The sequence below is a fragment of the Chitinophaga polysaccharea genome, from assembly GCF_007829335.1.
Classification (GTDB): domain Bacteria; phylum Bacteroidota; class Bacteroidia; order Chitinophagales; family Chitinophagaceae; genus Chitinophaga; species Chitinophaga polysaccharea_B.
In genome coordinates this window covers 1,500,060-1,515,608 of record NZ_VIWO01000001.1, presented here as the reverse complement: position 1 = coordinate 1,515,608, position 15,549 = coordinate 1,500,060, and the positions used below count along the sequence as shown (strand labels likewise).

At 48.1% G+C, this 15,549-nt stretch carries 11 protein-coding genes; 1 reads left to right on the top strand and 10 read right to left on the bottom strand.

Going from position 1 to position 15,549, the window contains the following annotated elements; all coding sequences use genetic code 11:
- Window positions 1–11: 11 nt before the first annotated feature.
- The 7 genes from FHW36_RS06410 to FHW36_RS06380 form a co-directional block, all read right to left on the bottom strand.
- Entirely contained in the window at window positions 12–3,227 is a 3,216-nt protein-coding gene (locus tag FHW36_RS06410) for a TonB-dependent receptor (protein WP_145664089.1), read from the bottom strand.
- Window positions 3,228–3,264: 37 nt separating this feature from the next.
- Window positions 3,265–4,215 carry a FecR family protein gene (locus FHW36_RS06405; protein WP_145664086.1) on the bottom strand — a complete coding sequence of 317 codons (951 nt, stop codon included), beginning with the start codon at window positions 4,213–4,215 and terminating at the stop codon, window positions 3,265–3,267.
- 90 nt (window positions 4,216–4,305) lie between these two features.
- Window positions 4,306–4,860 (bottom strand): RNA polymerase sigma factor, encoded by a 555-nt coding sequence (locus tag FHW36_RS06400; protein WP_145664080.1) that lies wholly within the window; start codon window positions 4,858–4,860, stop codon window positions 4,306–4,308.
- Window positions 4,861–5,007: 147 nt separating this feature from the next.
- Window positions 5,008–5,868: a DUF4249 domain-containing protein gene (locus FHW36_RS06395; RefSeq protein WP_186452321.1), complete on the bottom strand. Its 861-nt coding sequence runs from the start codon at window positions 5,866–5,868 to the stop codon at window positions 5,008–5,010.
- Window positions 5,869–5,872: 4 nt separating this feature from the next.
- Window positions 5,873–8,515 carry a TonB-dependent receptor gene (locus tag FHW36_RS06390; protein ID WP_145664075.1) on the bottom strand — a complete coding sequence of 881 codons (2,643 nt, stop codon included), beginning with the start codon at window positions 8,513–8,515 and terminating at the stop codon, window positions 5,873–5,875.
- A 57-nt stretch (window positions 8,516–8,572) separates the two neighbouring features.
- The gene (locus FHW36_RS06385; protein ID WP_145664072.1) at window positions 8,573–9,550 is read right to left on the bottom strand and encodes a FecR family protein; all 978 of its coding nucleotides are present in this window, start codon (window positions 9,548–9,550) and stop codon (window positions 8,573–8,575) included.
- Between the two features lie 97 nt (window positions 9,551–9,647).
- Window positions 9,648–10,178: an RNA polymerase sigma-70 factor gene (locus FHW36_RS06380; protein WP_186452320.1), complete on the bottom strand. Its 531-nt coding sequence runs from the start codon at window positions 10,176–10,178 to the stop codon at window positions 9,648–9,650.
- Between the two features lie 178 nt (window positions 10,179–10,356).
- Here FHW36_RS06380 and FHW36_RS06375 point away from each other — a divergent pair, with 178 nt between their 5' ends.
- Window positions 10,357–11,385 carry a quinone-dependent dihydroorotate dehydrogenase gene (locus tag FHW36_RS06375; protein WP_145664063.1) on the top strand — a complete coding sequence of 343 codons (1,029 nt, stop codon included), beginning with the start codon at window positions 10,357–10,359 and terminating at the stop codon, window positions 11,383–11,385.
- Between the two features lie 60 nt (window positions 11,386–11,445).
- Here the strand turns inward: FHW36_RS06375 and FHW36_RS06370 are convergent, their stop codons facing one another.
- The 3 genes from FHW36_RS06370 to dnaB all read right to left on the bottom strand — a co-directional run bounded on the left by FHW36_RS06370 (window position 11,446) and on the right by dnaB (window position 15,225).
- Complete coding sequence (locus tag FHW36_RS06370) at window positions 11,446–12,150, bottom strand: 16S rRNA (uracil(1498)-N(3))-methyltransferase (protein WP_145664054.1); 705 nt, start codon at window positions 12,148–12,150, stop codon at window positions 11,446–11,448.
- Window positions 12,151–12,158: 8 nt separating this feature from the next.
- Window positions 12,159–13,505: an MATE family efflux transporter gene (locus FHW36_RS06365; protein WP_145664047.1), complete on the bottom strand. Its 1,347-nt coding sequence runs from the start codon at window positions 13,503–13,505 to the stop codon at window positions 12,159–12,161.
- 148 nt (window positions 13,506–13,653) lie between these two features.
- Window positions 13,654–15,225, bottom strand: coding sequence for a replicative DNA helicase (gene dnaB / locus FHW36_RS06360; RefSeq protein WP_145664040.1), 1,572 nt, complete (start codon window positions 15,223–15,225; stop codon window positions 13,654–13,656).
- Between the last annotated feature and the right edge of the window lie 324 nt (window positions 15,226–15,549).

Sequence of the window (15,549 nt, the reverse complement as noted above, 5' to 3'; positions counted from 1 at the left end):
ATTTACCGTTGTTAAAAAGTTGCGTTCAAACCAAAGAGGAAGGAGCGGGTTTTAGGATAGAAGTTATTATTATCTATACCTGGTGTAAGCCCGCCCATATTGATTTCCGGGTCTATACCCTTATACTTCGTGATCAGCGCCAGGTTGTTACCGGTAGCGTATACACGTAGTTTACGCACATACTTGCCGGGTACGGGGATGGTGTAGCCGATGGTCACGTTGTCGAGGCGCAGATAAGCACCATTTTCCAGGTAGCGGGTAGAAATATAAGGCGCTTTGGCATCTGTAACCGCCTCTCCCAGCGTTATCCGGGGCATGTCGTAGCCAGTGGCTTCCGCGGGGTTATTAAGATTGGCGAGCGTAGCGTTCAGTATTTTATTGCCCGACACGCCACGTATAAAGATGCTGGCATCGAACTGGCGGAAAGTAAAGCTGTTGCTCCAGCCGTAGATGATAGCCGGCTGTGCATCGCCGCTGTAGTAGCGATCTGTGGAACTGGGTTCTTTGGTAATGCCTCCATTGGCGGAACGGAAAGTGGAGTTACCATCTTTATCCTTCCCTTCATACTGCCACAGGTAAAACGCACCCAATGCGTAGCCAGCCTGTATCAGCTGCGATTTATTACCGGATTGTCCTTTACCGCCCAGGTCTGCTGTTTCAATGTATTTCACGGAAAACATATCGTTGGAAAGCGATACTACGCGGTTCTTATTATGCGCGATATTAGCAGACGTGTTCCACGTAAAATTGGCCGTTTTTACCGGCACTACGTTTACCTGTAACTCAATGCCCTTATTACTCATAGCACCCACATTGGCTAACATATTAGGTACAAAGTAAGGAGGAGAAGGCACTTCATAGGAGTAAATAAGGTCGGTAGTGCGCTTGTCGTAGTAGTCGGCGGTAACACTCAGGCGCCCTTTCCATACCGTCAGATCTATACCTATATTGGCCATACCAGTACGTTCCCATTTGAGGTTGGGGTTATCGTTTTGTACAGGTCCTATAGAGCTGATGATCCTGCCATCGGAGTAGAACTTACCGAAAATATCGTTGCGGAATTTGGCGATGAGCGGATCAAAGCCCAGCGAGTTGCCGGTAACGCCATAGCCTGCACGTAGTTTTAGTTCTTCAATCCAGCGTACATTATCCATAAATTTTTCCTTGCTGATCTTCCAGGCGCCGGATACTGCCGGGAAGGTACCCCAGCGGTTGTTGATACCAAAAGCCGAAGAGCCATCCCGTCTAACAGATACCTGCAGGAGGTATTTATCCTCATATAAATAATTTACCCTGCTGTAGAAGGAAATAAAGCGTAAAGTTTGTATCCTGGTAGTACCATAGTTAGGGAGATATCCATCTTTGGCGCCTCCCAGGTTCAGGTTATTCCCCGCAGTAACATCTGATACAAACCCTTGCTGAGAGGTCTGGAATCCGTCGCCGGTACGGTCTTCCTGCCAGGAGTATCCCGCCAGCAGTCGCAGGTCGTGCTTCCCAAACGTTTTATCGTAGTTAAAATAACTTTCCAGCACTTTACGTGAATTGGTAAAAGCGCTGCGGATGGCTTGTCCGTTCGTATTGGGCGACAGGCTGGAAGCCCGGTTATTATAAATATCCCGGTTAATTTGCTGATCCTGCAAAGAGAGGCTCATGGTATACCGCAGCCCTGGTAATAATTTCACCTCAGCGCGTGCGTTACCCAGCATAATTTTTTCTTTGGTACGATCGCTGTTGTTATCGATCAGGGAAACAGGATTGAGGTAACCGCGGGAACGGCTCAGGTCTTCTTTATAGGTACCATCGGGATTAAAAATATTTACCGTAGGTATATAATTCAGCATATTGAGATAAACCTGCTCTGGTGCCCGGTTCTGCGTGCTTAAGCTGTTGCTGATAGACAAGTTTATTTTCAATACATCATTAAAAGCGCGTTGCTCCAGGTTGGCTCTAACGTTTAGCCGTTCCAGTGAGGACGTTTTAATAATACCATTATTCTGGAGGTAGTTGATACTTCCATCAAACAAGGTTTTCTCGTTACCACCGCCAAAAGAAAGGTTGTGACTTTGCGACATGCCGTTGCGGGTTACTTCTTTCTGCCAGTCGGTGTTGGCATTATCTTCATAAGCCGGTGTGAGGCTTTTGTTATTATCCTTCAGGTATTGGCGCAGCTCATTGGCCGACAGCATATCTATTTTATTGGAAATGCGTTCGGATGCAGCATAGGCACTGTAACTGATCCAGCTTTGTCCCTGTTTGGCGCGGCGGGTGGTAATCATAATCACGCCGTTGGCCGCACGGGCGCCATAGATCGCGGTAGACGCGGCATCTTTTAATACATCCATCGAGAGAATATCTGCCGGAGATACCAGCTGTATATTAGCGCCGGGAACCCCATCGATCACATAAAAAGGTTGTTGTGCTTCGCCTTCCCGGAAGGTGGAGGGACCTCTCAGGATCACTGCCGGCGTGGCATTGGGATCGCCGCTACGGGTAACATTCAAGCCGGGAACCTTGCCTTGCAGCAGCTGCTCCGGTGAACTGAATACACCCGTATTAAAGTTTTCGGATGATACATGTGATACCGCGCCGGTGAGATCACCTTTGGTAGTTTGGCCATAACCTACTACCACTACACTGTTGAGCATACTGGCATCAGATTTCAGGCGTATAGTCACCAGCTGTTGCCCATTGAGTACCAGGCGGCCGGGTTTGTAGCCCAGGGAGCTGAATAGCAGGGTATCCCCATGAAGGTCGGCCTGCAGCGTAAAGGCTCCTTCGCCATTGGTAATGCTGCCTTGTGTATTGCCTTTTACCAATACGCTTACACCAGGAAGGCGGGCGCCGGTTTCCTCATCTGTAACTGTACCGGTTACAGGAACAGTGGCTTTCTCTTTCTTAATAATAAATACGCCTTCTGTGGCGGAAAAGGAAAATCCAGTTCCTTTCAGCAGCTGGCGCAATACATCTTCCACAGACTGACCACGGAAGTCCTGCGCCTTTACGGTCAGGTGTTTCAACGAGTTGGCGTCATACATAATATTAGCGCCGCTTTGTTGCCGCAATAGCCCCAGGGCGCTTGTCAGCGGTCCGGCGCCTACATGTAATTCCTGCACTATTGCAGACTTTTGTTGGGCAGAAATGCTTCCGTATAGGGATAGCAAGAGCAGTACAAGACATATTTGTTTGCCAAATACGCTTGTACGCAGATGAGTACTACGTACATTCATAACCGCGATTTTTTAATTAAATCAATTCAGGGAATATTTATTTATGTCTTACAGTAACTTTATTTCCTCCACGGGCTTCTACTATTACCTGGTGATCCGTTAGCTCTTCCAGGATATTAAATACCTGTTGCGGCAGCAACGTTGCTGGCATGGAGCCTGTAATCTGCATATCAGGCACGCTTTCAATGTCAAACTTTACGCGGTAATAATTTTCCAGCAGGTGTAACACCGACCTTAAAGGCATGTTGTCAAAAACGATTTCCCGTCGCATCCAGTCGCTGATATTCAATGGGCTTACCTCCATTCTTAAAAACGTATAGTCGTTCCAGTTAATACGCATAGCCTGGTTAGCAGTGAGCAGTCCCATGAGCTGGTCATGCTTGCTAACGCTTACCTTACCGCTATTAACCGTTATTTCTATAGGTAGTTGCCCGTAGGCCCTTACATGAAAGAAAGTGCCCAGCACCCGCACCTGCAGGCTATCTACATGCACCGTAAAGGGTGATTTTGGGTAGGGAGAAACATCAAAAAAGGCATCTCCATATAACAGCTCAATGTCCCGTTTGTCTTTGAAATGCCCGGGATATTTCAGCCGGCTGTTTCCTTCCAGCCATACCGTGCTGCTGTCGGGCAGCACCAGCTTTTTCATTTCGCCAATACCCGTGCTTAGTTCCAGCCAGGCTACGGGTCGGGAGGTATGTTGCTGGATGATCCACCAGCTGGCAGCTACAACTACCAGGAGTATAGCGGCGGCGGCCACCATACGTTTCCATATAGAATAGGAGCGCGCCGGCTGCCCGGTGCGTTGCCGGATGGTTTGCAGCATTTTACGCCGGAGCTGTTCCTTGTCCCCTGACGTCAGGACGTCCGATGGAGTCCCCTCTGCGGATATCACATCCAGCCAGTGCGTGAGCAACTGCTCTTCGGCTGGTGTAGCCCTATCATCCAGGTACTTACCTATGATGGCTCTTATTTTAGATCGGATCAAGGTGCGGCGTTTAAAAGCTAAGTTGCACAACCGTCCTTTTTTAACTATCGGGAAAGCGGGATTAACATTAAGGTAACATGGAAGGGAATATCAGAGGAACATCAGCAGGCGGTTCAGCAACGGGCGGGCTTTTCTATAGGCATTTCCCAGCTGGTTACGAACCGTTTGTTCTGCCGTACCATGCATAAGGGCAATCTCCCGGATGCTGAGTTCATCAAAATGATACCATTCAAATACCTGGCGTTCCTTTTCGGGTAAATGCCGGAGGTCCTGCTGCAACTGGGTGATGATGTCTTTGTGAATAATAGTATTGAGTGTTAGCTCCGTACGCAGCTCACTATGGGTAATAAATTTTTCGAGATGTTTTTCCTTCAACCCATCATCCCGGAATTTACGCAGGATATGCTTTCTAACGGCGCTAAAGAGGTAATAACGGATATGGGTATGCAACTCCAGCTGGCGCCGGCGTTCCCAGATACTGGTAAACAGGTCTTGTATAATATCCTGTGCGTCTGCATCACTTCCTGTTACCCGGGCTGCATAAGTGTATAATTCCTCCCAGTAAGTATTGAAAATCAGCTCAAACAGTTTAAAATCGTCTGTCCGTAGCCGATCAGTCAGGTCGTCTGGCATTATTTCTGGCATATAACAGTATATGGGCTAAAAATAGAGCAGGTTTTTAAAAGAACAAACTGGGAACAAAAAAAATAGCGAAGTATTAATATAGAAGGGGCTTTCGACGGGTTTAACTAATTGGGTTCCACCTCCCGCCGTTTACAGCGGTGGAAGGCTTTATTCTGCTTTAAATACCAGCTTTTTGGTATTGATACCGCCTACGATACCGTAACCATTGGCCACATTGGTAAATACCCGCACCGGCTGGGAGATAACTGCTTCCCCTGATCTTAATTGTGTAGTCAGCGTATTCAGGTACTGATAAGTATTATAGGTAAGTGCACTTACTTCTAAAGTGATCTGCGTAGTAGCGGCAATCGGGTTATTGGTTTGCAGTACAAAATTGACTTCTTTCCCGTTGAATCGTTCATCGCTCATAATGAGGCTGCTGGAGGCTCCCTGCGCAAAAAAGTCTACCAGGTTATTATTGAAAGCCGGGTCCAGTCGGAATTGCGCAAAACTGCCATCGCTGCCATCGGGGTTTGAAATATATATTCTTATGCGATAATAGTTATTGGCGGTAGGGCAGTCTTTCAGGGTAAACCGGATACGGTTGCTGTTAATCTGTGCCGCCGCCGCACTTGCCAATGGCGCCGCAGGCAGGGTATCCATGGCCGTAACGGCTTGCATACCAGGAACCGCTACCCTTACCTCGTAACGCTTGCCCAGCACAGCTTTGCTTCCCGACACATAATAGGACATTCCTTTTATGGTTTGTACTTCCGGCGATGCAAGCGGCACGCCATCTTCCAGGAGCTGCACACTGGCTCCGCTTACATCCGTATTGTTACCATCGATCAATACATTGCTGGGAACACTGCGTGTAACACGGGTATAGATCACGCTGTCGGGTTGTATCAGCGTGTTCACCACTATTTTATTTCCTTCATAAAGTAATGTCACGTTCTCCCGCTTTTCACAGGCTTGCAGGAAGCATACTAACAGTATCGCACCTACGAAAAAATATATTTTATTCATCTCTTTAAAATTTAACCGCATAAGTAATACTGGGCAGTATAGGCAATAACGTAACCCGGGTCAGGTAGCGCTGCTTTGTAACCGGATCACTCTCCATATAATAAAAAACCGGGTTCTTGCGATTGTATACATTAAATACGCTCAGGTTCCAGCTTTTACGCCAGTGCTTTTTCTGTTTGCTATAGGTAATCCCTACGTCCAGGCGGTGTACATCTGCTCCACGATAGTTGTTCCAGTTATCATAGCGATCTATGACAGGCTGGCCGGTACCCGGATCCCAGGGAGAAGCGTTGCCGGCACCTGCATAGCTGGATACCGGAACAGTTATAGGCGTACCGGAATTGTAGTGCCAGGATGCCGAAAATTCCCAATGCTCGCCCAATTGCTGCATCAACACCACCTCGATATCGTGCCGGCGATCATATTTAAAAGGGAAAATTTCTCCGTAGTTAATACCCGGGAAACGGCGCATAGACCATGAAAGCGTGTACCCGATCCAACCGGTGGTACTACCCTTCTTCTTTTGTAACATCAATTCCGATCCATAACTCCAGCCTTTGCCCACAATTACATTTTCGTCCCAGCGGGTGGTGCCGGTATTTGTAATGTTATTGTTTTCCGCATTTTCAATCATATTATGCATCGATTTGAAATAGCCTTCCAGTGAAAATTCATATTTCAGGTTAGACGACGTTTTAGCGACGCCTAATGCCACCTGCTTGGAAAACATGGGAGCAACCCGCTGGGTAGACGGTACCCAGATATCGGTAGGCAGCGTGGTTCCATTGCTCGACAGTAAGTGGATATACTGGTTCATATGTGTATAAGCCGCCTTTATGGCCCAGTTGTGGGGCAGCACATAGCGGAGCCCCAGGCGGGGCTGCACAGAAGAATAAACCCGACCTTCTACCAGGAAGGCAGAAGCATGTACTCCCAGGTTGGCGTATAGGTTGGGCTTCAGCTGCCAGTCATCTTCTGCATAGAGCGATAATTCGCCTCCTACCACCCGTAGGGAATTATTCAGCGTATCCAGCGGCTGCACCGGCGTGCCTTTATTTTCAAAAGAGGAATTGCCGGGCTTAAAATAATGCATGGTAGTAATAGCTCCGAAACGTATGGCGTGACGCGGATTGGGGCGATAATCGAAATCGACCCGGCCTCCACTGTTTTCCATGCGGGAACTGTATTTCCCAAACAGGTCTGTTGTTTCACCCAGTGCTGGCATAACATAACGGTGCCCATATTGGGTAGCAAAAGTATAACTGGAATAATTGAGCGTGATATTGGAAAACAGGCGTGGCCCATAAATATGGTTCCACCGCAATGCCGCAATGGTATTACCCCACGACATTTTAAACCGCGATGTCACGTCTTTATACGTGTGCAGTCCCGAAATAGCAGAGGTATCGCTGGTGGTTTGCTGCAGTCCCAGGTTGTCCTCTCCCTTGTAAAAGCTGAGAAATACCCGGTCTTTCTGCGAAAAGATATGATTCACTTTGGCATTGATATCATAAAAGAAAGCTTTGAAATTGCCGTTAGGTCCCAGGGTATTATCCGATTGTATGGCTGCATTTAGCAACAGGTCGGGGTAAGAGCGGCGGGCCGATAAGAGGAACGATGTTTTATCTTTTACAATAGGTCCTTCTATATCAAACTTGGCAGCAATCAGTCCAATAGATGCGTTGCCATGTATGGCTTTCATATTGCCTTCTTTGGTGGCAATATCCACCACGGAAGATAAACGCCCGCCGTAGCGGGCGGGAAACGCTCCTTTATACAGGTCGGTAGATTTCACCACGTTGGCATCCATGAGGGAATAAACACCGAAGAAATGAGAGAAGTTAAATATCGGCGCGCCATCCAGCAGTACCAGGTTCTGATCTGGTCCGCCCCCCCGCACATACAAACCACCGGCGCCATCCATTCCTCCACCTACACCTGGCAGCAACTGCAGCGTGCGCATCACATCCACTTCCCCCAGGAAACGGGGCATCGATTCCAGCTCGGCAGTAGAGAGTTTTACTTTACTCATTTGTGTTTGCTCCTGCAGCTTATTTTCCCGGGCGCTGACCACTACTTCTTTCAGGCTGCCGGTTGGCTGTAAGCTGATATTCAGCCACAGGTCACCTTTTGCCGTTACGGGCTGCAAATGCGGCCCATAGCCGATATAAGAAATAAAAAGGCTGTTGGTATCCTTTACGGTGGTTAAGCTGAAAAAGCCATATTGATTGGTAGTAGTGCCCTGTTTGAGTGCAGGGGCGTATACTGTGGCGCCAATGAGACTCTCACCACTAACGGCGTCCCTGATATAGCCACTGATGGTGCGGGTAGTGCGTTGTGCAGGCACCAGCACTACCTGTTCACCCACACGGGTAAAACGTATATCATCGGGAGCAAATAAATCTTCCAGCAACTTCTTCAGACGCTGGTGCTGGGCTGTTAACGTAACTTTCCGGGACAAGTTGACAAGTTCTCTGCTATAGGAAAAATGAATACCGTATTCTTTCTCCAGTATATTACACACCGCCTCAATGGGCTGGTTCCTTACAACTACCGTTACTCTTGTTTGCCAGTCCCACCCAAAAACGTTCAGTGGGACATACAATAATATTAATATCCCCGTCAGCAGTTTTCCGGCTAACGACATAGATAGCTAAATTGAAAGTGTGAAAGACAGTTAAAGCTGTGCGCTTGCCGACACGAGCTATTTTAATTTGTATTGCCGATCATTTATTTTCTCATAGTCGGCACCCAACATGAGCGCCAGTGATCTGATTACATCATCGGCCGATTCGCCGGTAAAGTCAGCACGAACAGGTAATTTCAGGAGGTCCATATTTACCACTTCCACTTTGATATCATATACCTCCGTGATCGTGTGTAATACTTCTTCCAGGGGTGTATCCTTGAATGACAAGGATTTTTTAGTCATATCCGTAACATGGGCCGCTATACGAAAAGCAGGGCGAGCATTATCTTTCTGCAATAACATGCCATCTGTTAATACCACGCTATCTACCCTATCGTGATCTATTACCATCACCTTACCGGTAGTAACATGTACTTTCAGCACTGCGGTACCTGGTTCATAATTGATCATAAAATGGGTACCTAATACTTTCACGTCTGTATGCCCCAATGTAATCACAAAAGGATTCTCAGCGCTGCCGCTCACGTCGAAGGTAGCGGTACCGGTAAGACTTACCTTCCTGTTGCGCTGGTTAAAGCCCCTGGCTACTTCCAGCCTGGAAGCAGCCGACAACCGGACATTGCTGCCATCTGCCAGCCTAGCATTAGTGGGGCCTGCATATACCTGTTGTGGACGCTTACCGATTAAGAACCACCAACCGGCGCCCAGGGCTATCAATAGCACGGCAGCTATTTTCAGCCAGGTAAAACGGGCAGCAGGCTTAACGGCTATCAGCGCCGGTTTTTCTTCAATTTTGCCACTGAGCTGCAACCAGGCTTCATTGGTTTGGGCTTCTACCAACCGCTCATTGGAAGTAGCTGTATCCAGCACCTTTCTCAAAGAGCCCAGTAATGCCACATTCCCCGGATCCTCCGTTACCCATGCTTCCACCCAGGCGCGCTCCTCCGCATCCGCTTCATGCAGCAGATACTTGCAGAGCAAAGTATACAGCGCCTCATCAGGCATTGCCTCATCTGGATAAGATGGTGTCATCAGTTGTTGTAAGTTTTACAGTCAGCGCCCCCTGGGGCAGTTATCTAAAATAAGACGCATGGAAAATACCGATGCCCCTATGCGTCCATCATTATTTTTAAAATAAGAAGCCTGTCAACAGCGGCAGGTATTCTTTCAGCTCCTGGTGCAGGATTTTTAGTGCTTTCCCCATCTGGTTTTCCACTGTCTTTACTGAAATATTCATTGCCTCTGCTATCTCGGCGTATTTCATATGTTGCTGGCGACTTAGTACAAATACCTCCCTGCATCGCTCCGGCAGTCGCTCCAACGCCTGGCGGTACAACCGCTCCAGCTCTTTTACCTCCTCGCCGGCCGCCATAGTGGTGTCTTTCTGCTGGCCGTAACCGGCCTCCTTTTCTGAACGCACCACATCCTTCCGCCATTGACTGATGGCGGTATTGCGAATAGCAGAAAACAAATATGCTTTTACAGGGCCAGTGATCGTGATCGCATCCCGTTTTTCCCACAAACGCAGGAAAACCTGTTGCACAATTTCCTCTCCTACATGGGGATCGCCCGTATAATGAGTGGCAAACGCCAGGCAATGAGCATGGTTTTCTCTAAATAATGCTTCAAATGTATGCAGCTCCAGCATGATAAGCCGCAAATATAGGCATGATTTGCCTGATTTAAATTAATTCCTGCTATCTCTTATATCTTTCCGTAGAAATACGTAAAATGGCCACTGGTAACCACTTGGTAACTGACCGGCATAGGGGGAAAAGCTGTTTTATGCGTCTGCCAATTCGTAAAAATCCCCCAAACCTATTTATCTTTGCCCCGCGATGTACAACCTGATCAAAAAATTCCTTTTCCGCTATCCGCCGGAAAGTATTCACCACAGCGTTATGCGTGGTCTTAAGACAGTATATTCCCTGCCATTGGGCAAAACCGTATTGAATGCCTGCTGTGGCGTTAAAACCAAAGGCCTGGAACGGGAATTGTTCGGACTGAAATTTTCCAACCCCGTAGGACTGGCAGCCGGATTTGATAAAGACGCTAAGTACATTGATGAGCTGGCCTGTCTCGGCTTCGGATTCGTAGAAATTGGGACCGTTACACCGCTCGCCCAACCTGGCAACGAACAGCCCCGCTTATTCCGCCTGCCGGAAGATCAGGCGCTGATCAACCGCATGGGCTTCAATAATGAAGGCGCCGCCGCCGCTGCAAAGAGACTGCAGCGCAAGAAATCTAATATCATCGTAGGTGGCAACATCGGGAAAAATAAAGTGACCCCGAATGAAGAAGCAGTCAGCGACTATGAAAAATGCTTTCATGCGCTCTATGAAGTAGTCGACTACTTTGTAGTAAACGTAAGCTCTCCCAACACCCCCAACCTACGGGCCTTACAGGAGAAAGAGCCTTTAAAACAGCTGCTGCACCACCTGCAGGTACTGAATGCACAAAAGCCCAGGCAGAAACCCATTTTACTGAAAATAGCACCCGATCTGACCACCGAACAACTGGATGATATCATCGAAATTGTGACGGAAACAAAACTGGCCGGTATCGTAGCTACCAACACCACCATCAGCCGGGCGGGACTTAAAACGCCTGACGCCGAAATCAAAGACATCGGCGCCGGGGGACTCAGTGGTTTGCCGGTAAAACGCAAGGCCACAGAAGTGATCCGCTATATCCACACCCATAGCCAGGGCCGCATTCCTATTATCGCTGTAGGCGGTATTTTCACGGCAGCAGATGCCCAGGAAAAGCTGGATGCCGGCGCCTCCCTGGTACAGGTATACACCGGCTTCATTTATGAAGGGCCTGCCATTGTTAAAAAGATCTGCGCAGGACTACGTCCGCAATAAATATAACGGCAGATGAGGGCCATGCCTTCATCTGCCGTCTCTATCTTCCTGCTGGCCGCTTTATGCCAGGTTCATAATTGTTACCGCTACCATCCCCGCAGTTTCCGTACGTAAACGGGTATTTCCCAACGACACCGGCACAAACCCCTGCTCCAGCGCCAGTTTGATTTCATCTGGTGTAAAATCCCCCTCCGGTCCTATCAATATCAGGGTATCTTTTCCCCGCTGCATAATATCCTGCATCGCCTGTTTTTGTTCCGGCAGGCAGTGTGCAATCAGTCTTTGAGGATCGGTATGCTGTTTCACCACCTTGTCAAACGCCTGTGGCTCCTGCAAGTCGGGCAGGTAAAACTGTTGCGATTGCAGCATCGCCGACACCAGGATATTCTGCAAGCGCTCAGCTTTTATTTTTTCTTTCTCCGTACGCTGACTTACCAGCGGAATGATTGTCTGGATACCGATTTCTGTTGCTTTCTCCAGGAACCATTCTATCCGGGAAGTATTTTTAGTAAAAGAGATGGCTATACGCAGGGCTCTTTCAGGGGCTGGCACCAGGGTACGATCCACTATTTTCACTACGCACTTCTTACGGTTGTCGTCCGTGATTTCAGCGGTAAACTTGTGTCCACGGCCATCTGCCAGCAATACACGATCACCGTTTTCATGGCGGAGTACCTGGATACAGTATTTAGATGTATCCTCATTCATTGTATATGTTGCATCGGCGGGTTGTATATCCGCCGCATAAAAAACGGGCAAATCCATAAGCGAAGTTAAGCAGAAAGTTTTTTCGTTTTAGTATGAAAGCGGGCAAACAATAATACAGAAGCCACCAGTAATCCCAGCAACAGCGCCCACCACACGCCTTCTACGCCATATCCAAGGTGTATACCCAACAGGTAGCCCAGCGGAATACCCAACACCCAGTAAGCCAGCAGCGTAATCACGGTAGGAACGCGTACGTCACCCAATCCCCGCAAAATACCCAATCCCACCACCTGCATCCCATCAAACAACTGGAAGAAGGCGGCAATGATCAGCAGCCGGGCAGCAATCTGGATCACCTGCGGATCCTGAATGTAAAAAGAGGGCAGCAAGTTATTGCCTACGGTAAACAATAAGGCGGCGGCTCCCATCAGCACCAACACCATATGGTAGCTGGCGATAGCCGATAAACGGAGCCCATGGAAATCTTTCTTCCCGAAGTTGTTACCACTTTTTATCCCCGCCGCCGCAGAAATACCGCTGGCCATCATGTAAGTCATAGCGGCCAGGCTCAACGCAATCTGGTGAGCAGCCAGTTCAGCTGCACCCATCCAGCCTACCATCACAGCGGCGCCACTGAAAGCACTTACCTCAAAAAGATATTGAAGCGCTACTGGTGTGCCGATACCCAGGATCTTTTTAATGGCAGCTGCCTGCAGGTTTTTAAACCCGAAAGATCGCAGGTAAGGCTTAAACCGGGGCGATCTCAATACATAAACCGACATAGTAATTCCCATGATAAGACGATCCGTAAAAGTGGCAATACCCACGCCTATCACGCCCATACGGGGCATCCCAAATAAGCCGTATACCAGCGTAATACCAATGAGGATATTAATCACGTTACCGATGATGCTGATGTTCATCGCCTGCCGGGTAAATCCGAGTCCTTCTGCAAACTGCTTAAACGACAGGAACAGCATCAGCGGAATAAAGGAAAATCCCAGGAAACGCAGGAAGGGACGGGCTTGTTCCGCTACATCGCCTTCCTGGTGCAACAGCGATAGATAGCCGCTGCCAAAGTAAATGAGGGCCGATAACAGCACTCCCACCACCATATTAATGATCAGGCTGTGGCTCAGCAGGTGGCCGATGGCATTCTTGTTGCCCCGGCCATTTTCCTGTGCTATCAGGGGCGTTAGTCCGTAAGACATGCCGATACCCGCTACCATGAAAACGTTGAACAGCCCATTACCCAGCGATACCGCTGCCAGCGGTACCTTGCCGGTATGACCAATAATGATGCTATCAGATAATGCTACCAGGGTATGTCCTAACTGGGAGATAACAACGGGATAGGCTAAACTGAAATTGTCTTTGTAATGACCTTTGTATTTTAAGTACAGTTGTTTCATTGGTTAATCTTATTATTCTTTAATTATTTAACGTACACAAACGGTTAGTCCCGCTACAGGGCGTGTTATATTTGCGACAGTTAAGGGCTAAAAGCTAAAAAGCCGGCCATCGAATAGATGCCGGCTTTTTAGCAATATCTTTTCCTTGCTAGAAGGGTGCATCTTCAAATCCTTCATCAAAATCCATATCGTTCATCTTGGATCCTTTCTGTATGTACAGCTTCGCCTCATCGTTACCGCCGCCACCTTGCTGGGGTCGGGAGATGCCAGTGAAAGGATTGCCGCCGCCACCGGGGTTTTCCAGGCTACCATCATCTTCAAATCGCTGGAATTCCAGTACGGCTCTCAGTTTGATGGTATCGAGCTGGCCATTACGGTGCTTGGCTATACGAACGTGGGTTTCACCTTTGTTGGATTCACCCATTTCATTGGTATTGATTTCATAATATTCAGGACGGTACAGGAACATTACCATGTCGGCATCCTGCTCAATGGCCCCGGATTCACGGAGGTCACTCAGCTGGGGCATTTTGTTACCGTCTTTACGTTTTTCCACATCACGACTCAACTGCGACAGGGCGATCACCGGTACCTGGAGCTCCTTTGCCAGCCCTTTTAGGTCGCGGGAAATTTTACTGATTTCCTGCTCACGGTTATTGCCTTTTCCATCGGCACTACCACTCATCAGCTGCAGGTAGTCGATGATGATAACGCCTACGCCGTGGTTGTGTACCAGCCTGCGGCATTTGGCGCGCAGCTCGAAGATGTTGAGCGCCGGGGTATCATCGATGAAGATGGGCGCTTTAGCCAGGCGTTCAATACCGTGGGTCATCAGCTTCTTCATCTCATATTCTTCCAGTTTACCACGGGAAATCTTTTCCAGTTTTATTTCAGACTCGGCGGAGAGAATACGCTGTACAATCTGGCCGGAGGACATTTCCAATGAGAATACCGCTGCTCCTCTGGCAAAACGCGGGTGAAGGGCCGCATTACGCGCCAGGTTCAGCGCAAAGGCCGTCTTACCCACAGATGGACGGGCCGCAATGATGATCAGATCCGTAGGCTGCCAGCCATAGGTAACTTTATCGAGCGATGGGAAGCCGGAAGGCACCCCGGTAATATCATCTCCCTTGTTACGCAGGTCCTCAATACGCTTCATGGTATTTACCAGTACGCGGTCGATAGAATCGTAGTTCTTACGGAGGTGGTTATTGGTAACTTCAAACAGCTTTGATTCTGCGCTGTCCAGCAAATCAAATACATCGGCCGTGTCTTCATAAGACTCGGTCAGGATTTCCCCGGAAATGCGGATCAGTTCCCGTTGAATGAATTTCTGGAGAATAATACGGGCATGGGCCTCAATATTGGCGGATGACACCACCATGTTCGTCAGTTTCATGACGGTAAAGGGCCCCCCGATCTGTTCCAGCTGACCCATAGATTTTAGTTCCTCCGTTACCGTGAGGATATCTACCGGCATTGATTTACCCGCTAGCCGGGTCATCGCACTAAAAATGATCTGGTGTGCTTCTACGTAAAAACACTCTCCTTTCAATATCTCGATAACGGTATCAAAAGCACCCTTTTCAAGCATTACGGCTCCCAAAACAGCTTCTTCCAATTCTTTAGCCTGTGGTGGTATCTTGCCATACACCAAGGATGACACATCAATGGACGGTTTTCTGCGCACATTGCGGTCCTTCTTAAGATTGAGATCCATTTATGGTTAGTGTATTAAAAAAAGTTAATAAAAGGTTACTGTCAATGGGCCTTTCCTGTTGTTTTTACAATTGGTATCTGCATTATTCCCGCATTCATTAGGGTTTCTAGCTACTTTAAGAAATTGTAAATTTTTTCAGCCATGCGAACTAAGGTAAAGGCATTTTTTTTAATAATACCCCCCTTTCGTTATTAAATTTATTAAGTCACATACACAGGTTATCCACAAGCAAAATGTCAGTTATCCACTGACACTACCTGGGTTATCCACCAAAACACAGGAAATTCCCAAGCGAAGGTCCGATTATTCACACACATTGTGTAA

Bases quoted from the DNA above. Each gene is read 5' to 3' on its own strand.
- FHW36_RS06365 (WP_145664047.1), bottom strand. From the start codon at position 13,505: ATGAAACAACTGTACTTAAAATACAAAGGTCATTACAAAGACAATTTC.
- FHW36_RS06390 (WP_145664075.1), bottom strand. From the start codon at position 8,515: ATGTCGTTAGCCGGAAAACTGCTGACGGGGATATTAATATTATTGTAT.
- FHW36_RS06410 (WP_145664089.1), bottom strand. From the start codon at position 3,227: ATGAATGTACGTAGTACTCATCTGCGTACAAGCGTATTTGGCAAACAA.
- FHW36_RS06370 (WP_145664054.1), bottom strand. From the start codon at position 12,150: ATGGATTTGCCCGTTTTTTATGCGGCGGATATACAACCCGCCGATGCA.
- FHW36_RS06400 (WP_145664080.1), bottom strand. From the start codon at position 4,860: ATGCCAGAAATAATGCCAGACGACCTGACTGATCGGCTACGGACAGAC.
- FHW36_RS06385 (WP_145664072.1), bottom strand. From the start codon at position 9,550: ATGACACCATCTTATCCAGATGAGGCAATGCCTGATGAGGCGCTGTAT.
- dnaB (WP_145664040.1), bottom strand. From the start codon at position 15,225: ATGGATCTCAATCTTAAGAAGGACCGCAATGTGCGCAGAAAACCGTCC.
- FHW36_RS06375 (WP_145664063.1), top strand. From the start codon at position 10,357: ATGTACAACCTGATCAAAAAATTCCTTTTCCGCTATCCGCCGGAAAGT.
- FHW36_RS06395 (WP_186452321.1), bottom strand. From the start codon at position 5,868: ATGAATAAAATATATTTTTTCGTAGGTGCGATACTGTTAGTATGCTTC.